This window comes from Cuneatibacter sp. NSJ-177 (genome assembly GCF_022867805.1).
In the GTDB taxonomy this organism is placed as follows: Bacteria; Bacillota; Clostridia; order Lachnospirales; family Lachnospiraceae; genus Pseudolachnospira.
Genome location: NZ_JALIFO010000001.1, coordinates 486,447 through 505,071, shown reverse-complemented (window position 1 = coordinate 505,071; position 18,625 = coordinate 486,447). Strand labels below are relative to the sequence as shown.

At 54.0% G+C, this 18,625-nt stretch carries 17 protein-coding genes; 2 read left to right on the top strand and 15 right to left on the bottom strand.

The features are described from left to right. Positions 1–166: 166 nt before the first annotated feature. The 12 genes from purD to MUB23_RS02190 all read right to left on the bottom strand — a co-directional run bounded on the left by purD (position 167) and on the right by MUB23_RS02190 (position 12,170). Positions 167–1,453: a phosphoribosylamine--glycine ligase gene (gene purD, locus MUB23_RS02245; protein ID WP_244798561.1), complete on the bottom strand. Its 1,287-nt coding sequence runs from the start codon at positions 1,451–1,453 to the stop codon at positions 167–169. A gap of 15 nt (positions 1,454–1,468) precedes the next feature. After that, positions 1,469–2,062, bottom strand: coding sequence for a phosphoribosylglycinamide formyltransferase (purN, locus tag MUB23_RS02240; RefSeq protein ID WP_244798560.1), 594 nt, complete (start codon positions 2,060–2,062; stop codon positions 1,469–1,471). Continuing rightward, positions 2,056–3,081, bottom strand: a complete 1,026-nt coding sequence (gene purM, locus MUB23_RS02235; RefSeq protein WP_280515597.1) for a phosphoribosylformylglycinamidine cyclo-ligase — start codon at positions 3,079–3,081, stop codon at positions 2,056–2,058. Before purM ends, purN begins: the two co-directional genes overlap by 7 nt. 18 nt (positions 3,082–3,099) lie before the next feature. After that, entirely contained in the window at positions 3,100–3,618 is a 519-nt protein-coding gene (purE, locus tag MUB23_RS02230; protein ID WP_244798558.1) for a 5-(carboxyamino)imidazole ribonucleotide mutase, read from the bottom strand. Between the two features lie 4 nt (positions 3,619–3,622). Next, complete coding sequence (locus tag MUB23_RS02225) at positions 3,623–4,768, bottom strand: 5-(carboxyamino)imidazole ribonucleotide synthase (RefSeq protein WP_244798557.1); 1,146 nt, start codon at positions 4,766–4,768, stop codon at positions 3,623–3,625. A gap of 6 nt (positions 4,769–4,774) precedes the next feature. Then, the gene (locus MUB23_RS02220; protein ID WP_244798556.1) at positions 4,775–5,131 is read right to left on the bottom strand and encodes a hypothetical protein; all 357 of its coding nucleotides are present in this window, start codon (positions 5,129–5,131) and stop codon (positions 4,775–4,777) included. Beyond that, positions 5,109–5,783, bottom strand: coding sequence for an orotate phosphoribosyltransferase (gene pyrE, locus MUB23_RS02215; RefSeq protein WP_244798555.1), 675 nt, complete (start codon positions 5,781–5,783; stop codon positions 5,109–5,111). Before pyrE ends, MUB23_RS02220 begins: the two co-directional genes overlap by 23 nt. 455 nt (positions 5,784–6,238) lie before the next feature. Beyond that, positions 6,239–8,167 (bottom strand): DUF5107 domain-containing protein, encoded by a 1,929-nt coding sequence (locus MUB23_RS02210; protein ID WP_244798554.1) that lies wholly within the window; start codon positions 8,165–8,167, stop codon positions 6,239–6,241. A gap of 128 nt (positions 8,168–8,295) precedes the next feature. Then, entirely contained in the window at positions 8,296–9,192 is an 897-nt protein-coding gene (locus MUB23_RS02205; protein WP_244798553.1) for a dihydroorotate dehydrogenase, read from the bottom strand. Further along, positions 9,189–9,953: a dihydroorotate dehydrogenase electron transfer subunit gene (locus MUB23_RS02200; protein WP_244798552.1), complete on the bottom strand. Its 765-nt coding sequence runs from the start codon at positions 9,951–9,953 to the stop codon at positions 9,189–9,191. Before MUB23_RS02200 ends, MUB23_RS02205 begins: the two co-directional genes overlap by 4 nt. Before the next feature lie 16 nt (positions 9,954–9,969). Beyond that, positions 9,970–10,887 (bottom strand): orotidine-5'-phosphate decarboxylase, encoded by a 918-nt coding sequence (gene pyrF / locus MUB23_RS02195; protein WP_244798551.1) that lies wholly within the window; start codon positions 10,885–10,887, stop codon positions 9,970–9,972. Next, positions 10,884–12,170, bottom strand: coding sequence for a dihydroorotase (locus tag MUB23_RS02190; RefSeq protein ID WP_244798550.1), 1,287 nt, complete (start codon positions 12,168–12,170; stop codon positions 10,884–10,886). The genes pyrF and MUB23_RS02190 overlap by 4 nt, the downstream gene beginning before the upstream one ends. 360 nt (positions 12,171–12,530) lie before the next feature. Between MUB23_RS02190 and MUB23_RS02185 the strand changes: the two genes are divergently transcribed. Next, the gene (locus MUB23_RS02185; RefSeq protein ID WP_244798549.1) at positions 12,531–13,265 is read left to right on the top strand and encodes a LysR family transcriptional regulator; all 735 of its coding nucleotides are present in this window, start codon (positions 12,531–12,533) and stop codon (positions 13,263–13,265) included. Positions 13,266–13,389: 124 nt separating this feature from the next. Here MUB23_RS02185 and MUB23_RS02180 read toward each other — a convergent pair whose 3' ends face one another. Genes MUB23_RS02180 through MUB23_RS02170 form a run of 3 tightly spaced genes read right to left on the bottom strand, consistent with a single transcriptional unit; the run spans position 13,390 to position 17,483 of the window. Then, complete coding sequence (locus MUB23_RS02180; protein ID WP_244798548.1) at positions 13,390–15,102, bottom strand: [FeFe] hydrogenase, group A; 1,713 nt, start codon at positions 15,100–15,102, stop codon at positions 13,390–13,392. A 19-nt stretch (positions 15,103–15,121) separates the two neighbouring features. Continuing rightward, positions 15,122–17,008, bottom strand: coding sequence for an NADH-quinone oxidoreductase subunit NuoF (locus MUB23_RS02175; protein WP_244798547.1), 1,887 nt, complete (start codon positions 17,006–17,008; stop codon positions 15,122–15,124). Continuing rightward, the gene (locus tag MUB23_RS02170) at positions 16,998–17,483 is read right to left on the bottom strand and encodes an NADH-quinone oxidoreductase subunit NuoE family protein (RefSeq protein WP_244798546.1); all 486 of its coding nucleotides are present in this window, start codon (positions 17,481–17,483) and stop codon (positions 16,998–17,000) included. Before MUB23_RS02170 ends, MUB23_RS02175 begins: the two co-directional genes overlap by 11 nt. A gap of 352 nt (positions 17,484–17,835) precedes the next feature. Between MUB23_RS02170 and MUB23_RS02165 the strand changes: the two genes are divergently transcribed. Beyond that, positions 17,836–18,594, top strand: coding sequence for an IclR family transcriptional regulator (locus MUB23_RS02165; RefSeq protein WP_244798545.1), 759 nt, complete (start codon positions 17,836–17,838; stop codon positions 18,592–18,594). Positions 18,595–18,625: the final 31 nt, after the last annotated feature.

The following is an 18,625-nucleotide window of genomic DNA, read 5'->3' as shown; positions in this document are numbered from 1 at the left end:
CTTTTTTGTCTCCCAATAAAAAAGAAGATTCCACCCGCCGGTATCGACCAGGCATATTTCACCAAGAGAAAAGGGCGCGGCCAAACCGACTCCTCCGGGGCAAAATTCCCTGTTCAGGCAAGGAACCCTCCCCTCGGATCAGCCGATTCAAGCTGCGCCCCGATCTTTACTTTTCTTGTTTCACCTCATCGATTGCCTTTCCGATATCGGACCGGCAGTACTTGTCAGTGAAATCCACCCACTTCGCCGCCTCATAGGCATTGGCGCGGGCCTTGTGCAAATCTTCTCCCAGCGCGGTCACACCCAGCACACGGCCGCCGTTTGTGACCAGCCTGCCGTTTTCGTTCTCTTTGGTGCCGGCATGGAATACATAGTAGCCGTCTTTGCCGTCAAAATTCTCCAAGCCCTGGATCTCATAGCCCTTGGCATAGTGCTCCGGATAGCCGCCGGATGCCAAAACCACACAGACACAGGCGTTGTCCGCAAATTTCAGATCTACCTGATCCAGCCTGCCGTCGATACAGGCCTCGAACACGTCCACAATATCGTTCTCCATCCGAGGCAACACTACCTGGGCCTCCGGATCGCCGAAGCGGGCGTTGTATTCCAATACCTTCGGGCCTTTCTCCGTCAGCATCAGGCCAAAGAAAATCACGCCGGTGAACGGACGGCCTTCCGCCGCCATCGCGTCCACGGTGGGCTGATAGATATATTTCTTGCAGAATTCATCCACTTCCGCCGTATAAAAGGGGCTCGGAGAGAAGGTTCCCATTCCGCCGGTGTTCAGGCCTTGATCGCCGTCCTTTGCCCGCTTGTGATCCTGGGCCGAAGTCATCGGACGGATCGTCTTGCCGTCGCAAAAGCTCAGGACCGAAACCTCCCGGCCGGTCATGAACTCTTCCACCACCAGGCGGTTTCCGGCGGACCCAAACTGCTTGTCCAGCATGATCGTCTTCACGCCTGCCATGGCCTCTTCCTTATTCATGCAGATCAGCACGCCTTTTCCAAGCGCCAGCCCGTCGGCTTTCAGCACGATCGGATATTCGGAGGTTTCCAGGTATTTCACAGCTTCCTCCGGCGAGTCAAAGGTCTCGTAGCCTGCGGTCGGAATCTGGTATTTCTTCATCAGATCCTTGGAAAATGCCTTGGATCCCTCTAGGATCGCTGCGTTTTTCCGGGGGCCGAACACCCGGAGCCCGCGGGCTTCAAACACATCCACAAGGCCGCCGACCAGCGGATTGTCCATGCCGACGACGGTCAGATCAATCTTCTTTTCCTCGGCAAAATCCGCCAGCTTTTCAAATTCCATGGCGCCTACCGGCACACACTCAGCAATCTGTCCGATGCCGCCGTTTCCCGGCGCGCAGTAAATTTTCTCCACCTTTTTGCTCTGGGAAATCTTCCAGACCAGGGCATGTTCCCGGCCGCCGCTTCCCACCACCAATACTTTCATCGTCTGTTCTTCTCCTTATTTCTCCGGATTCGCAAGCTTCTGGATCGTCGCAGGCAGAATGACCCACTCCGCCTCCTCCATCACGCGGCGCTGTAAGGTCTCCGGCGTATCGCCTTCTTTTACCTCGACCGCCTTCTGCATCAAAATCGGACCGGTATCCGTGCCTTCGTCCACAAAGTGAACCGTGGCGCCGGTGAGCTTCACGCCCCGCGCAAGAGCCGCCTCGTGCACTTTTAATCCGTAATATCCGGTGCCGCAAAACGCAGGGATCAGCGACGGGTGCACGTTGATGATCCGGTTAGGATAGCGCTTCACCATCTTCTCCGGGATCACCACCAAAAATCCTGCCAGCACGATCAGATCCAGGTGATATTCTTCCAAGGCGGCCAGCAGCGCGTCGTTAAAAGCTTCCCGGCTGGAAAAATCCTTGGGGGAAATCGCCTGCGCCGGGATCCCGTGTTTTCTCGCCCGTTCCAGCGCATAGGCGTTCGGATTATTGCTGATCACCACTTCCAGGGACGCATTTGTAATCTTTCCCGCCTCCAGGCTGTCCAGGATCGCCTGTAAATTGGTCCCGCCTCCGGAGACCAGGACGCCGAATTTTAGCATAATTCTACGCCTTTCTCCCCGGCGGCCAGCTCGCCGATCTCATAGACGGTCTCTCCCGCCGATTCCAGAGCCTTTTTCGCCGTCTCCACGTCCTCTTTCCGGACGCCGAGAACCATGCCGATTCCCATGTTAAACGTATTGTACATGATCTTTTCGCTGATGCCGCCGTTGTCCTGAAGCATCGGGAAAATCGGAGGCACCGGATAGCTGTCCTTCTTTACCACGGCGCGCACGCCTTCCGGAAGCATCCGCGGAATATTTTCATAGAAACCACCGCCGGTGATATGGCTGCATCCCTGGATCGTGACACCCGCATCCCTAACCGCCTTCAGCGCTTTCACATAAATCTTAGTCGGAGCCAGAAGCACATTTCCCAGGGTATCTCCGAGGGAATCATAATACCGGTTCAGGTTTTCCTCGTTCATCAAAAAGACCTTGCGCACCAGGGAAAAACCGTTGCTGTGAACGCCGGAGGACGCCAGGCCCAACAGCACGTCGCCGGGCTTTAAAGTCTCGCCGGTGATCAGATTTTTCTTGTCCACGATGCCCACGGCAAATCCGGCCAAATCGTACTCATCCACCGGATAAAAGCCGGGCATCTCTGCGGTCTCTCCTCCGACCAGGGCGGCTCCTGCCTGGCGGCAGCCTTCCGCTACGCCTTTAACAATCGTTGCAATTTTCTCCGGTTCATTTTTGCCGCAGGCAATATAATCCAGGAAAAACAGCGGTTCGCCGCCGGCGCATGCCACGTCGTTGACACACATGGCCACACAGTCGATCCCAATTGTATCGTGGCGGTCCATCAAAAAAGCCAGTTTCAGCTTGGTCCCGACGCCGTCAGTGCCAGAGAGCAGGATCGGCTCCTCCATGTCTTTAAATGCACTGGCATTGAAAGCGCCGGAAAATCCTCCCAGGCCCCCCATCACTTCCGGGCGCATGGTCTTTTTCACATGCTCCTTCATCAGCTCCACCGAACGGTATCCGGCCTCAATATCTACGCCGGCTCTCTTGTAATCCATCGCCATCTTTCCTTCCCCCTACATTTCCTCTAAATATTTTTTATAACCAACAGTTTCCAGTTTTTCAGCCTTTGTCTCCACCATGTCCTTCAGCCCTTTGCTGTAGGCCTCCACCTTCTCCGACAGCGCCGTATCGGAAACCGCCAGAACCTTCGCGGCCAAGAGCCCGGCATTCAAAGCGCCGTTGATGGCTACGGTGGCCACCGGGATGCCCGGCGGCATCTGGACGATGGAATACAGGGAATCCACCCCGCCCAAAGCCTTGGTCTGCACCGGCACGCCGATCACCGGCAGTACGGTCTGGGATGCCACCATTCCCGGCAGATGGGCGGCTCCGCCGGCTCCGGCAATGATGACGCGGATGCCGCGGCCTGCCGCGCTTTTCGCATATTCGGTCAGACGGTCCGGAGTCCGGTGCGCCGATACGATGGTCAGCTCATAGGGGACGCCCAGTTGATCCAGCATCTCCGCCGCCTTTGCCATAACGGGAAGATCCGAATCGCTTCCCATAATAATTCCTACCACTGGATTTTGCATTGCTCTACTCCTCTCCTGCGCAGCGAAACCACAGCGCGTCGTGGGCACCGCGGACTTCGGCAAGCGCTTCCTCTATGGTTTCTCCGGTCGCGGTGATGTGGCCCATCTTCCGGCCCACCTTGACCGTTTCTTTTCCGTAAATATGAATCTTCGCGTTGGGGAACCGGTACGCCCCGGCAAGGCCCTCCAAATTCGCCGGGCCCGTCTTATCCCCGATCAGGTTCTTCATCGCCACCGGCCGGATCAGGCCGGGATTGCCAAGAGGCATCCCCAAAATCGCCCGGACGTGCTGCTCATACTGGGAAGTATAGCAGCCTTCGATGGTATAATGCCCTGAATTGTGGGGGCGAGGCGCCAGTTCGTTGACCAGGATATGTCCTTCCCTGGTCACGAACAGCTCGATGCAGAGCATGCCGCAGGCTTTGAATGCCTGTAGGCAGGCTTTCGCCACCTCCATGGCCTCCTGTCTGCTGGCTTCGCTGATCTTCGCGGGCACCGTGGTTTCATCTAAGATGCTGTTCTTGTGGACATTTTCCGCCACCGGAAAGACGCTCATCTCGCCGTTCTCGCTGCCGCAAATCAGAATGGAAACCTCCTTTTCAAAATCGATGCACTCCTCCACCATCAAAGGAAGTTTTCCGGCCCCAAGAGCCTCGTAAGCGCGGGCTGCGTCGTCATGGTCCGCAATCACCGCGTTCCCCTTCCCATCGTACCCGCCGGTGCAGGTCTTTAAAATCATCGGATAGGTGAATTTGCTCTCCGCCCGGTAAATATCCTCCAAATTTTCAATCGGGAGGAATTCCGGAACCGGAATCCCGTGTTTCGCCAGCCACTGTTTCTGCACCAATTTATTTTGAATATGGAACAGTGTCTCCGAACTGGGATACACTTTATGCCCTTGCTCCTCCAAAAGCTGCAAGGCTTTTACGCTGATGTGCTCAAATTCATAGGTGACGACGTCCACGCCCTCAGCCAGCCGCAGAATCGCATCCACATCGTCGAAATCCGCCACAATATGTTCGTCGGCGATGCTGTGGGCCGGGCAGCGCTCGGTGGGATCCAGGATGGAAAACCAGGTGTCCAGACGTTTCCCGTCCAGAATCATCATCTTTCCCAGCTGTCCGCCGCCGATAATTCCTATTTTCTTCATGTGTTTTTAACCTCCGAGTCCGGATAGATATAGTAAAATGGTAATGACCAGCAGCGTTCCATTGGTAAAAACACCTGCCAGCCAGGAAATTTTCCCTTCGATTCTCACGACAAAGTGCCCGTAGAGCGTGACAGAAAGGCCAATCAAGGCCAATATAAACGAGAAAATTCCGACCAGTGCCGCCACTATGCCGGAAGTCCCGTTGCTTGCGATCGCACGCCACAGGCAAAAGCCAAGCGCCGCAAGACCGACGGCGAAGATGGTCAGCGCCGTCTGCATATAGGTCAGGGAGCGCAGCCGCTCCTTTAAGGTTTTCCTCTTTTTTCTGCGCCCTCTTCGTTTATTTCGCTCCGTATTTCTCATAATACTCGTCGATCGCCGCCTTTATTTTTTCGTCGATGATTATCTTTCCCTTATAGGGGCGGTTGTATAGATGCTCCACCACCTCAGCCATGGTCACAATCGCCACCGTTTCCATCTGATACTGTTCCCGGATCTCGGCAAGCGCGCTCTTTTCCCCCTTGCCCCGCTCCATGCGGTCCACAGATACCACCAGGCCCTGCACCTTCACGTCACCCTGCGCTTTTAATACCGGCATGGTCTCCGCGATGGAGGTTCCCGCCGTGGTCACATCCTCAATGATCACGATCCGGTCTCCGTCTCCGATCGGGCTCCCCAGAAGAATCCCCTTATCCCCGTGATCCTTCACTTCTTTCCGGTTCGAGCAATAGCGGATATCCGCGCCGGCAGATTCGCTCAGAGCAATCGTGGTTGCCACAGTCAAGGGAATCCCCTTATAGGCCGGGCCGAACAGTACGTCAAAATCCGTGCCGAATTTAGCCTCGATGGCTTTCGCGTAATACTGGCCCAGCTTCCTTAACTGCGCCCCGGTGCGGTAAAAGCCGGTGTTTACAAAAAACGGAGTCTGCCTGCCGCTTTTCGTGACGAAATCGCCGAATTTCAACACCTGGCAGTCTACCATAAATTCAATAAATTCCTGTTTATATTGTTCCATCTTTCCGCCTCCGTATAGATGGGCCTGTCCCGTCCCCGGCCCTTCTGATTCCTTTCCCAATCTCCTGTCCTCATCTTCTGCGCTGCGATTTTTCATTTTTGTTTCTTCCGATCTTTCCTTTAACGGCGTTTTTTCAGTATCACCACTCGACCCGCATGATTCATCGCCTCTCCGGTTTTCTTATTAAGCGTTCTTCCGATATCACCATTAAACCCGCATGATATCATCGCCTCTCCGGTTCCTTCCTCAAGCGTTCTTTCGGTGGCACCGCTAAATCTGCAGCCGCCAGGATGCGTCTCCTGACAAAAATCAGGGCAGAATGATACAATCTTTATAATTTTACCATACCTGACAGAGATTTTCAATCCGGGAATTTGCCAGGAAATCAAAGCTTTTCCTTGGCTTCCCACTGTTTCCTTGTCATGGCCCGCCGGCAGTTTCCGCTTTTTTCCGATTTAAAATGCTTTAAAATCATATCGGTAGGGAACCGGCATTTTTACCGAGTGAAGGTTTTCATACAACTCCTGCCACAGCTGTGCGATGGAGTCCTCCCCTTCCCGGATATCTTCCACGATCAGTCCCCCGTTTTCCTCCAACAATTCATAGGCTTTTTTCTCTTTTCCCAGCCGGTGGAGCGCAGAAATGTAATAAAATTTCAGTTTTCCCGTCTGCTGCCAAACCCTCCCCAAGGATTCATAAATGCCGCAGACTTCCTCATAGGCCTCACACAAAAACAAGATCTTTAGGCCTTCTTTCATGTAGCTTCCGTCATTTTTCTGCATTTCGATCCCGCGGGCAATCCACTGCGCCGCATCCTTTTTCCGCCCGCGGACAAGGCCGGTACAGGCCAAGCCGTGGCAGGCCCAGGCATTCGCCTCCAACTCGAAGGATTTTTTATAATAGCCCTCCGCTTTTTCGTAATCCTCCAGGGCAAAGCAAGCGGTCCCGGCCTGATAGAAGGCATACCAATTCTCACGATTCTGCTTTTTCAATGTCTCTGTCAAAAAGCCTATATTTTCTTCATCGATGAGAAATTCATCCGGGGCGTATTGGGGATCCGGCTTGTGAAGGGTCCCTTCTTGAAAAAAGCTCTGCCATTTCTTTATTGCTTCATCGGCCAGCACAAATTCCAAGTGCCCGGACCATTTTCCGCGCGGTGCCAGCGCGCCGTAGCCGCTCCCCGGCATCACAAGTTCCGCCTTTTTCTTCGCTGGGCCAGAGGTTCTTTTCAGCGTTTCCTCCATCGCTTCTTCCCAGTGATTTTCAACAAGGAAATTGGTCAGTTCTCCGGCTCTCTCCGAGTGGGAACCCCGGAAACGCTCTCCGGACATCGGAACCGGACCGTATTTTTCCATCCACTCCCATGCGGTATGAGGCGCCATCGGCAGGCAGCCATACTGGGTTTTCCCCAGTCCGGCCTGAATTTCCACATACCTTCCCGCCCGGTCCGTCAAAAACTCCTGCCAATGGTTGGAAGCCTGGCCATTTCCCCAGGAAAATAACTTTCTGCTCCTCAGCCTTTTGGTGGATACCTGCAAAAGCCCATAACCCTCGCGATCCAGATTGGCAATGAATTTTGGCATTTCCTCCGGAATATCAAAGAAATAGTCGACGGATCTCGGGATTTTTTTATAATCCGTAATGTCAATTCCGTTCACAACGGGAAGATCCACTTTAAAGACCGCTCCATCCGCAAAAGTAAAGGCTTGACCGGCGGGAACGACAATCTTTCCGCCTTCATATTCGGGCACCGCCATGTTGCTCCACCAGTACATGGGGATCACCTCGCTGCTTTCGTTGACAATCCTCATTCTGCAATTTAAAAACCGGTCGTCCTCCTCCAGCCAGAAATCCATCTGATACGGGACTTTGCGAACCCGTTCGTACTCATACATCCGAAGAACCGGCGTGTGATTCTCCAACTCCGTCACCGCCGTATACAAAGGGGAAACGGTATAGGGATTATGCCCGATGATCCCCACATTCCATTCCACACCCCCGCTGAACCAGGCATTTCGTATCGCCAGGTTTCCAAACTGGAGCACATCGTTTGTATAAAGAAGATTTTTTCCTGTGGTTTTGTCCCAAAGCTCCCACAATCTTCCGCCGTACTCCGGAAGAAAAACCGCTTTCAAAAAATCATTTTCCAGGATTGCTGTTTGGATCTCTTTTTCTTTCCGCTCTCTGGTATAGCCATTATACTGCCGGTAGGGATAGGCATTTTTTCTGCGCCCATATCCTTCATAAATCTCGTCCCCTTCCTCCAAACGAAATTCCAAATGATTTTGTAAAATATGCTCTCCCAGCAGATCCGGCACAGAGGACTGGGGGCCTAAATCCGCCGCCCATATTTTCATCCGATCCCATCTCAATTCCGGCTTCATCTCTTCCCTCCTATTTTGAAATAGCCTTCCTCCTGGAAAACCATACGAAAAAAATTTCCTATCATACAAGAAAGAAGGAGACCGCTATTATGGATCAGCCATCTCCTTTTATTTTTCATTTTCTTTATTTACCGGAGGCGGATATCGGAGATCTGCTCCATCCCATACCGCTCCATGTACTCCTCGATCCCCCGGACAATGTCCAGGGTTGCCGACGGATTGTGGAAATTCGCGGTTCCCACAGCCACGGCGCTGGCGCCTGCCAGCAAAAACTCAATGGCGTCCTCCGCGGTCAATATCCCGCCCATTCCGATCACCGGCACCTTAACGGCATGGGAGACCTGGTAGACCATCCGCACCGCCACTGGCTTGACCGCCGGGCCCGACAGACCTCCGGTCTGATTGGCCAGGGCAAAAGTTCTGCGGTGAATATCGATCTTCATGCCGGTCAGTGTGTTGATCAGAGAAACCACGTCGGCGCCCCCGGCCTCCGCCGCCCGCGCCGTCTCGGTGATATCCGTCACGTTGGGACTCAGCTTCATGATCACCGGCTGCCTTGCCTTTTTCTTTACCGCCTTCGTGATCTCCTCCACGGAGCAGGGGTTTTGGCCAAAGGCAATCCCGCCCTCCTTGACGTTGGGGCAGGAAATATTGATTTCCAGCATGTCCACCGGCTCATCCGAAAGGCGCTCCACCACTTCCAGATACTCTTCGGTGGTCTTGCCGCAGACGTTGACGATAATCTTCGTGTCAAATTGTTTCAAGAAAGGAATATCTCTCTTGCAGAACGTCTCAATGCCGGGATTTTGGAGGCCAATGGCGTTTAACATGCCTCCCGTCACTTCGGCGATCCGCGGCGTGGGATTTCCGGGCCACGGAACATTGGCAACGCCCTTGGTCACCACCGCGCCCAACCGGTTCAGATCCACAAATTCACTGTATTCCACGCCGGAGCCAAAGGTCCCGGACGCGGTCATAACCGGATTTTTCAACTGGACTCCGGCCAGATTTACGCCTAGATTCATAACTCCACCTCCCGGGCGTTGAACACAGGGCCTTCCTTGCAGACCCGTTTGTTCTTCACCTGACTGTGCTCGTCTACTCCCGCCGATTGGCAGACGCAGGCTAAGCACGCGCCGATTCCGCAGGCCATCTTCTCTTCCATGGAAATCCACGCCTCCATGCCGGTCTCCCCGGCATAAGCTTTCAGGGCCCGCAGCATCGGGGTCGGTCCGCAGGCGTAGAGCACGTCGGCTTTGACACTGTTTTCCCGGATCGCATCCAGCACGGTCCCCTTGGTCCCTTTGCTGCCGTCCTCGGTGGCAAGGAGCAGAGGACCCGCATTCCGAAGCTCCTCCTCCAGATACGTCTCGTCCCGGTAGCCCATCACAAGGACTTTTTCCCCCGGCAGAGTCCGCGCCAGCTCAAGCATCGGAGGGACGCCGATGCCGCCGCCCACGATCAGAGCTTTGCCCTCCTGAATCGGGAACCCATTTCCCAGGGGTCCCAACAGATCCACCGAATCACCGGCTGCCAGATGGGAAAATTCTTCCGTTCCCTTCCCGGCAATCCGGTACACCAACCGCAGTCTTTTGTTCTCTCGGTCGATCTCACACAGGCTGATGGGCCGCGGCAAAAGTCTGGTCCCATCCTTACAGTAAACGGAGACAAACTGGCCCGGAGCCGCCTCTTTTGCAATCTCCTTGGTCTGTAACCAAAGGCTCATAATACCGGCGCCGATCCTCTCTTGGGAGAGGACCACAGCCGTTTCTTTTTTCTTTCCCATCTCTTCTCCCCGGCGGTTACCGTATGGTTTTCAGATCTGCAATCATATCAAGCACGGCCTGACGTGACGCGTCTCCAAAGTGTTCCGCACCGAATTTCACATATTTTTCCTGCTTGTATGCAGCGATGATTCCCCGCGAGGAATTGACGATGGCGCCGAGGCCGTCCTCATTAAAATACGGGGCCAGGTCCGCCGCCTTGCCTCCCTGGGCTCCGTAGCCAGGCACCAAAATGCAGGCTTTGGGCATCACCTTCCGCAGGACCTTTCCCATCTCCGGGTAGGTCGCGCCGACCACGGCTCCCACATAGCTGTAGCCGTCGCCCAGAACTTCCTCGCCCCACTTGGCCACCTGCTCTCCCACCCACTCATAGAGAGGGCGGCCGTCGATCAGGCGGTCCTGGAACTCCCCGCTGGAAGGGTTGGAGGTTTTCACGAGGACAAAAATCCCCTTCTTCTCCTTCTTGCACACGTCCAAAAAGGGACGGATTCCATCGGATCCCAGATACGGGTTGACCGTGGCAAAATCCTCGTCGAAGACGGAAAGGCTCGCGCTCCCCACCTGGGCTTGTCCCAGATGAGCGATGGCATAGGCCTCGGAGGTGGAGCCGATATCGCCGCGCTTCACGTCGCCGATCACCACCAGCCCTTTTTGCTTACAATAGTCCACGGTTTTTTTATAAACCATCATGCCCGGCAGGCCGAACTGCTCATACATGGCAACCTGGGGCTTGACCGCCGGGATTAAATCATAGACGGCATCCACAATCCCCTTATTAAATTCCCAGACCGCTTCGGCGGCCCCTTCCAGGGTTTCGCCCAAATCGGAAAACGCCTTTTTTTGTAAATGTTCCGGAATGTATTTTAACATCGGATCCAGACCCACCACCACCGGCGCGTCCAGTTTTCTGATTTTCTCGTTTAAAACGTTGATCATTGCTCTTCCTCCGCAGCGTATACAATTTTCCCGTCCACGATGGTGTAAAGGACTTTTCCTTTGACCTTCCGCCCGTGGAACGGCGTATTCTTTGCCTTTGAGGCAAATTTATTTTTATCGATGACATACTCGGCGTTCGGATCCAGGATCGTGATGTCTGCGATCCGCCCCTCCGCCAGCATCCCGGTCTCAAGCCCCAGGATTTGAGCCGGATGAAAGCTCATCTTTTCCGCCATCTCCATCGGGGTCAGAATTCCCGGTTCCACCAGCTCGGTGATGGTTAAAGCCACAGCAGTCTCCGAACCGACGATTCCGTTGGGAGCCTGCGGAAATGGTCTTGCCTTTTCCTCAGCGCTGTGGGGCGCGTGGTCCGTGGAAATCGCATCCAACACTCCGTTCTTCAGAGCGGTCCGGAGGGCTTCCACATCTTTCTTTTCCCGCAGCGGCGGCGCCATCTTATAGTTGGTGTCCCCTTCCGGGATATCTTCGTAGGTCAAGGTAAAATGATGAGGGCAGACCTCGGCGGTCAATGCCACCCCTTGCTTTTTCGCCTCCCCGGCCATCCAGACACTGGCCGCCGTCGAACAGTGGCACAGGTGCAGGCGGGCGCCGGTCTCCTTTGCCAAAAGGATATCCCTGGCCGTGATCAGGTCCTCGGACGCATGACTGACGCCGCTGACCCGGCGGGCCTCCGCAGGGGTACCCTCCTGCATTACACTTTCTTTTAAAAGATCCATATCCTCACAGTGATCCATCACCACCGCTCCGATGGCCGCGGCCTGCTGCAGGCCTTTGCGGTAAACCGCCGCATCCATGACAGTCTTCCCGTCCTCGCTGAACGCCACGGCTCCGGCCGCCTTCATCGCTGCCATGTCGGTCACTTCTTTCCCCAAGAGCCCCTTGGTTACGGAGCCGATGGGTAAAATTTTCACCGGCGATTCTTTCTTCGCTTTTTCCAAAAGAAAAGAAACCATTTCCGGACTGTCGATCACCGGGTTGGTGTTCGCCATCGGGCAGACAGCGGTAAATCCACCTCTGGCAGCCGCCCTTGCCCCCGTCGCTATGGTCTCCTTGTATTCAAAGCCTGGCTCCCGAAAATGCACGTGAAGGTCAATCAGCCCCGGCATCACATAACAGCCCTTGGCATCAATGACCCGATCCGCCGGATCCGTACAGCCGGCGGCGATTTTCGTTACCCGGTCTTCTTCAATCAAAATATTGTAGATCCCGTCTCTCTTCGTGGACGGGTCCAAAACCCTTCCGTTATCAATCCGAATCCGCATTCGCATTCCTCCCATAATCTGTTTTATTTTAGCATATCCGAAGTGGGCTTTCAATAGCTGGTTGCGTGGAAAAATGAAATTCCTAACATGAAATTTCCGCCGCCGATTTTTCAACGATTCCGTTTTCTCTTTCCTTGCGAATCTTTCATATTTTGCTATAATTTACTTGGAAGCACTCCTCTCTCTATTTCCGTTATTTTGCTCTTTTACGGACGTGACAATACCCTCAAGCAGGTCTTTTCCTTGTCCAACTTGAGGGCATCCTATCCACTTGTGGCTCACTCGTTTTCCTGGCTGAAAAGGTTTTGAGGCCTTCCTTTCAACCAAAAATCACTATACACGCATCAGAACGGAGGAACCATGGATCATCGGCTAAAATATTTTCTGCTGGCGGCAGAAGAAATGAACATGCGCAAGGCGGCGGAGAAAGCGTTTATTTCCCCTCAGGGAATGAGCGCCGCCATAAAATCCCTGGAAAGGCAATACGACACCGTTTTGTTTATCAGATCCCCGAAACTGATCTTGACTCCCCAGGGGGAGGCCCTGAAAAACGCCGTACGGCAGATCAAGACCATCGAAGATAACGTTGCCGCCATTCTAAGCGAAAACAACCTCGATTTCTGCGAAAAAATCACACTGGGCATTCTGGAATCGCGGTATGAGATCGCAATTCCAGACATTGCCTCTGCCTTTCTAAAACAATATCCCCATGTGAAGCTGGACATGGTCAGCGGGTACAGCCGGGATTTGGAATACCAGACCGAAAAGCAGCAGATGGATTTATTTATTGGGCCTGACGGCCGGTATCCTCCTAATCTGACTTCCATTCCTCTGCTGGATGAAAAATTTGCTCTCCTGATCACCCAAAACATGCTCGAAAAATATTTCGATGGAATCACGAAAGCAGAAATTGATACCATGAAAAAAGGGATTGAACTCAAAGATTTCGCCCATGTGCCGCTGATTCAGTATCCGAATTACACAAAGTTCTATCACGCGATCGCCCGCTATGAGGAAGAAAATAGGTTCCACAGGTGGAGGACACCGTGTTTTCTGTTCCGAAATTACGGAAGAATACATGGACTGGCTCTGTGAGTCAGCAGAAATGCAGCGATAATTTCTGCTGACTCAAAATGAGAACACCGCATCGGCCCCTGATTTTTGGGACCAATGCGGTGTGTTTTTATTTTGCTGCGGATTCTTATTTCCGCATTCTCTTTTAACTCTCTCGTCCGCCCTTATAATGCACATGGAGCAGCTCATGGGTGCGGTTCTTCAAAAGATCCCCGTACAGATTCACCATCAGCGGGTTTTCATCGCTGCGCTTGATCTGGGCCGTCTTGTCATTCTTGTACAGGCCCTCGGCGCGCATCCGTTTTTCTCTCTTCCGGCTGAACGGCTGACCGGCACCGGAGACGCAGCCGCCGGGACAGGCCATGACTTCCACGAAGTCAAAATGCTCCTCGCCGCTCTCGATCTTCTCAATCAAGACTTCCGCGTTGCCAAGGCCGCTGACCACGCCGATGCGCAGCATCCGGCCATTGACGTCCACCTCGCAGATTTTCACGCCGTCCATGCCGCGGAAGCCCATGAACTCGATATCCTTCAGGGCTTTGGGGCTCTTATCCGCCACGACGCGGCGGACCGCCGCTTCCGTGACGCCGCCGGTGGCTCCGAAGATCTCGCCCGCTCCGGAATGGAGGCCGAAAGGCATGTCGCTGGACTCGCCTTCGATCCGGTCAAAGAGAATTCCGATCTCCTTGATCATATTGATCACTTCCAAGGTGGTCAGGACGTAATCCACATCCGGCACGCCGTTTCGCTTGAATTCTTCCCGCGACACTTCATATTTCTTGGCCGTGCAGGGCATGATCGCGACGGAAACCGTCTCCTTCTTTTCTTTTCTGTCGTGTTCTTTATAGTATGTCTTCAACACAGCGCCGAACATTTCCATCGGTGACTTGCAGGTGGAGACATACTTCATCAGTTCCGGATGCTTGGTCTCAGCATAGCGCACCCAGGCCGGGCAGCAGGATGTAAACAGCGGATATTTACTGTCGCCTTCTTCCAGCTTCTCCACCAGCTCGGCCGCTTCCTCCATGATGGTCAAATCCGCTCCCACCGAAGTGTCAAAGACCTGGTCAAAGCCAAGACGCCGCAGGGCCGCCACCGTTTTTCCAAGCATATTTTCACCAGGCTCAAAGCCAAACTCCTCGCCGATGGCCACGCGGACCGCCGGGGCAATCTGGGCAATCACCCGCTTATTCGGATCATATAATGCCTTCCACACCGCGGCCTGATCGCTCTTTACCGTGATGGCGCCGGTCGGACAGACCGCCGCGCACTGGCCGCAGTTCACACAGTCGGTATCCGCGATGTCACGGCAGAACGCCGTGGATATCTCCATCCGGGATCCCCTGTGGGCAAAATCGATGGCGCCCACATTCTGGATCTCGTTGCACATGCGCACGCAGTCGCCGCAGAGAATACATTTTCCCGAATCCCGCACAATGGACTTGGACGAATTGTCCACCACCTGGTGAGGGTTATTGTTGGGGAAGCGCACCTCGTTCAGGCCGAACCGGTGGGCCAGCATCTGAAGGCGGCAATGGCCGTTTTTCTCGCAAACCGTGCAGTCCCGGCAGTGGGCCGCCAGCAGCAGCTCCAGAATCATTTTGCGGTGCTTGTGCAGCTTCGGCGTGTTGGTCTTAATCACTGCCTTATGTTTCGGCGGTGTGGAGCAGGCCGCAATGATGCCTCCCCACTGATCCTCCACCACGCACATCCGGCAGGCGCCGTACACGGACAGGTCAGAATAATAGCAGAAGGTCGGCAGAATGATCCCGGCTTTCAGGATCACGGCCAGCATCGTTTTTTCATCCGTAAACTCGACGCGGTAACCGTCGATGATCATATATTTCTTTTCTTCCATCGTTTCCATCCTTTCCGGCTCAGCCTAATTTCACCGCACCAAACTTACAGCCGTCCATGCAGGCGCCGCACTTGATGCACTTATCCTGGTCGATGACATAAGGCTTCTTGATTTCGCCGCTGATGGCATTCACCGGGCACTGTCTCGCGCACTTGCTGCATCCCTTGCAGAGATCCGGATCGATCTGATAGGAAAGCAGAGCCTTACACTGGCCCGCTGGACATTTCTTATCCACCACATGGGCAATGTACTCGTCGCGGAAATATTTCAGCGTGCTGAGCACCGGGTTCGGCGCGGTCTTTCCCAGCCCACACAGAGCAGTTTGGGAAATCGTATCGGCCAGTTCTTCCAAAAGCTCCAGGTCTTCCATGGTGCCTCTGCCTTCGACGATCTTATTTAAGATCTCCAACATCCGCTTGGTGCCTTCCCGGCAGGGAATGCACTTGCCGCAGGACTCATTCTGGGTAAAATTCATGAAGAACCGGGCTACCTCGACCATGCAGCTCTTATCGTTCATGACCACCAGGCCGCCGCTTCCGATCATGGCTCCCACCTTGCTCAGGGAGTCAAAATCCAGGTGCATGTCCAGATGGTCTTCTTTATCGGTAAAGCACAGACAGCCGCCGGACGGACCGCCGATCTGAACCGCCTTGAACTCTCCTCCTTTGACGCCGCCGCCGATGTCAAAAATCACTTCGCGGAGCGTGGTCCCCATCGGTACCTCGATCAAACCGGTATTATTTACGTTTCCGGTCAGAGCGAACGCCTTGGTTCCATGGTTGTTCTCCGGCCCGATGGTCCGGTACCAATCCGCACCCTTGACGATAATGGTGGGGACATTGCAGTAGGTCTCCACGTTGTTCAGGACTGTCGGCTTATCAAACAGGCCCTTTTCCACGGTGCGGGGCGGTTTGACTCTGGGCATTCCGCGGTTTCCTTCGATGGAAGCCGTCAGCGCGCTGCCCTCGCCGCAGACAAAAGCGCCTGCGCCCTGGCTGATATGTAATTGAAAATCAAAACCGGAGCCGAGAATATTATTGCCAAGAATGCCGTACTTTTCGGCCTGACGAATCGCTTCTTGCAGACGGGATACCGCCAGAGGGTACTCGGCGCGGACATAAATATAGCCTTCGTGGGCGTTTGTGGCAACGGCGGCCACCATCATTCCTTCGATTACGCGGTGGGGATCGCCTTCCATCATACTGCGGTCCATAAACGCGCCGGGGTCGCCCTCGTCGCCGTTGCACACCACATATTTCACCGGCTCTTTCTGAGCCAGCACCTGCGCCCACTTCCGCCCGGTCGGAAATCCTCCGCCGCCGCGTCCGCGGAGACAGGACTTGCTGATCTCATCCACGATCTCTTCCGGCTTCATATCAAACAGCGCCTTGGTCAGGGCCATATAACCGCCGGTGGCAATGTATTCCTTGATGGATTCGGCGTTGATATGGCCGCAGTGCTCCAAAGCCAGCCGGGTCTGCTGCTTATAAAAAGGAATATCCTCCTGCTTCTCATAGGCGTTTCCTTCCATATCCCGGTACACCAGCCGGTCGATGACCTCATCCCCGATGATACTTTTTTCCAGGATTTCCTCGCAGTCCTCCACTTTCACATGAATATAGAGCCAGCCCATGGGTTCAATCCGAAGCAGGGGCCCCATCTCACAAAAACCGTGACAGCCGCTGCGCTTTAGCCCGATGGTCTCGTGGGGTTCTTCTTCCAGAATCAGGGAGCAGGGAATATTCCGCTCCGCCATCAGATCTTTTAACCGCGCATAAATTTCCAGGGAGCCGCCGGCCACGCAGCCGGTCCCACCGCAGATCAAAATCTGCTTTTTCTGGCTGGCCAAAGATTCCTGGTATGCCAGCCGCGCCAACTCCAGTTCCTGACGGGATTTAAACTTCATGAGCAGCTTCCTCCTTCAGTTCGGCCAAAAGCTTCCGCGCTTTCTCCGGAGTCATGGCCGGATGTACCTTATCGTTTACCGTACAGACCGGCGCCAGGCCGCAGGCTCCCAGGCAGGACACCGTCTCCAAAGTGAACATCATGTCCTCGGTGGTCGGCTTCTCCGCCGAAACTCCGAGCTGAGCGCGAAACTCCTCCAGAATCGGGATCGACTTGCGCACATGACACGCCGTACCGTCACAAACCTTAATCACATATTTTCCCTTCGGTTCCAGAGAAAAATTCTCATAAAAAGTGGCCACTCCATAGATCTTTGCCTCGCTCAGCTTTAGCTTTTTTGCGATGTAGCTGAGCATTTCCTCCGGCAGATAGCGATACTCCCGCTGAATCGCCTGCATAACGGCGATCACGGAAGCCGGATCATAGTTGTGGTCTTTTAAAATCGCATCCAGCTTCTTTTGTTCCTCTTTCTGCACCGAATATCCTCCTCCCAAATTCTATTCCCCTTAAGCTCCTGTCCTTTTGAACCTGCCAGGACAGGAAATCAGCAAAAACGGCAGAAAAAAAGTTCGTCTTTCATTTTCTGCAATGAAGCACAAACATCGATTCCCCTTATTACATGAGTATGTTTAGTTTACCACAGGTTTGTGAAAAGAGCAACGATATTTTTGTGCTATCAGAATATCAACCTCCGCCGGTTCATTCGCCTGCCATTGATTTTCATGAAATATAATTGACACACCTGGCGATTCATTTTAAAATAAGAAGAAATGGAACTTGCAGCGAAATGATTGGCAATGGTCTGGCAGATTACGAAGGAGGGCACTTTTGGAAGATCAGGTACGTGTGATAGACCGGGTTTTTGATATTTTAGAACAACTGGCGCAGGCAGATTCCCCGATGACTCTGGCTGAGCTCTGCAAGGCAACCGAGATGAGTAAATCTACGGTCCACCGTCTGCTCTCCTCCATGTGCGCCAGACAGTACGTAGAAAAACGTTCCGACAATACCTATGCCATCGGCTACAAACTGGTGGAGACGGTCAGCACCCACATCAACGGCTTGGAGCTCTTGACCGAATCCAAACCCTTTCTCAGCCAAATCTCCCATGAGCTGGAGCTTACGACTCACTTAGGCATTCTGGATCACCATGATGTCATTTACATCGAGAAGATGGATCTCTATCCCAATACCCGGCTTTACACCCAGGTCGGTTACCGTTCCCCCGCCTACTGCTCTTCCATCGGCAAATGCCTTCTGGCCTGCCTTTCCGGCGACGAACTGGAGGAAGCGCTTTACCGATGCGAATTCCAGAAATTCACCCCCAACACCATCACCGATCTGCGGGAGCTGAAACGGGTTCTCCGGGTCGTCCGCAAGCAGGGATGGGCCATGGACAATGAGGAGTATCAGTTGGGCCACCGCTGCGTCGGCGCACCGATCTTCGACTACCGCGGAACCGCCGTGGCTGCGGTCAGCGCCAGCGGCTCCATCGAGATGCTCTCCGACGACCGGCTGGACCTGGTGATCTCCCAGGTTCGGAAAGCGGCGCAGGATATTTCCAGACGGATGGGTTATGTCGAATAAATCACTCCCAAGAAAATGCGGCTCAAAAGAC

Excerpts from the sequence above, each read along its gene's own strand:
- pyrF (WP_244798551.1), bottom strand. The coding sequence starts at position 10,887 with ATGATCAACGTTTTAAACGAGAAAATCAGAAAACTGGACGCGCCGGTG.
- purN (WP_244798560.1), bottom strand. The coding sequence starts at position 2,062 with ATGCTAAAATTCGGCGTCCTGGTCTCCGGAGGCGGGACCAATTTACAG.
- MUB23_RS02220 (WP_244798556.1), bottom strand. The coding sequence starts at position 5,131 with ATGAGAAATACGGAGCGAAATAAACGAAGAGGGCGCAGAAAAAAGAGG.
- MUB23_RS02185 (WP_244798549.1), top strand. The coding sequence starts at position 12,531 with ATGGATCATCGGCTAAAATATTTTCTGCTGGCGGCAGAAGAAATGAAC.
- MUB23_RS02180 (WP_244798548.1), bottom strand. The coding sequence starts at position 15,102 with ATGGAAGAAAAGAAATATATGATCATCGACGGTTACCGCGTCGAGTTT.
- purE (WP_244798558.1), bottom strand. The coding sequence starts at position 3,618 with ATGCAAAATCCAGTGGTAGGAATTATTATGGGAAGCGATTCGGATCTT.
- MUB23_RS02210 (WP_244798554.1), bottom strand. The coding sequence starts at position 8,167 with ATGAAGCCGGAATTGAGATGGGATCGGATGAAAATATGGGCGGCGGAT.
- MUB23_RS02200 (WP_244798552.1), bottom strand. The coding sequence starts at position 9,953 with ATGGGAAAGAAAAAAGAAACGGCTGTGGTCCTCTCCCAAGAGAGGATC.
- MUB23_RS02190 (WP_244798550.1), bottom strand. The coding sequence starts at position 12,170 with ATGCGGATTCGGATTGATAACGGAAGGGTTTTGGACCCGTCCACGAAG.
- MUB23_RS02225 (WP_244798557.1), bottom strand. The coding sequence starts at position 4,768 with ATGAAGAAAATAGGAATTATCGGCGGCGGACAGCTGGGAAAGATGATG.
- purD (WP_244798561.1), bottom strand. The coding sequence starts at position 1,453 with ATGAAAGTATTGGTGGTGGGAAGCGGCGGCCGGGAACATGCCCTGGTC.
- MUB23_RS02205 (WP_244798553.1), bottom strand. The coding sequence starts at position 9,192 with ATGAATCTAGGCGTAAATCTGGCCGGAGTCCAGTTGAAAAATCCGGTT.
- MUB23_RS02175 (WP_244798547.1), bottom strand. The coding sequence starts at position 17,008 with ATGAAGTTTAAATCCCGTCAGGAACTGGAGTTGGCGCGGCTGGCATAC.
- pyrE (WP_244798555.1), bottom strand. The coding sequence starts at position 5,783 with ATGGAACAATATAAACAGGAATTTATTGAATTTATGGTAGACTGCCAG.
- purM (WP_280515597.1), bottom strand. The coding sequence starts at position 3,081 with ATGGATTACAAGAGAGCCGGCGTAGATATTGAGGCCGGATACCGTTCG.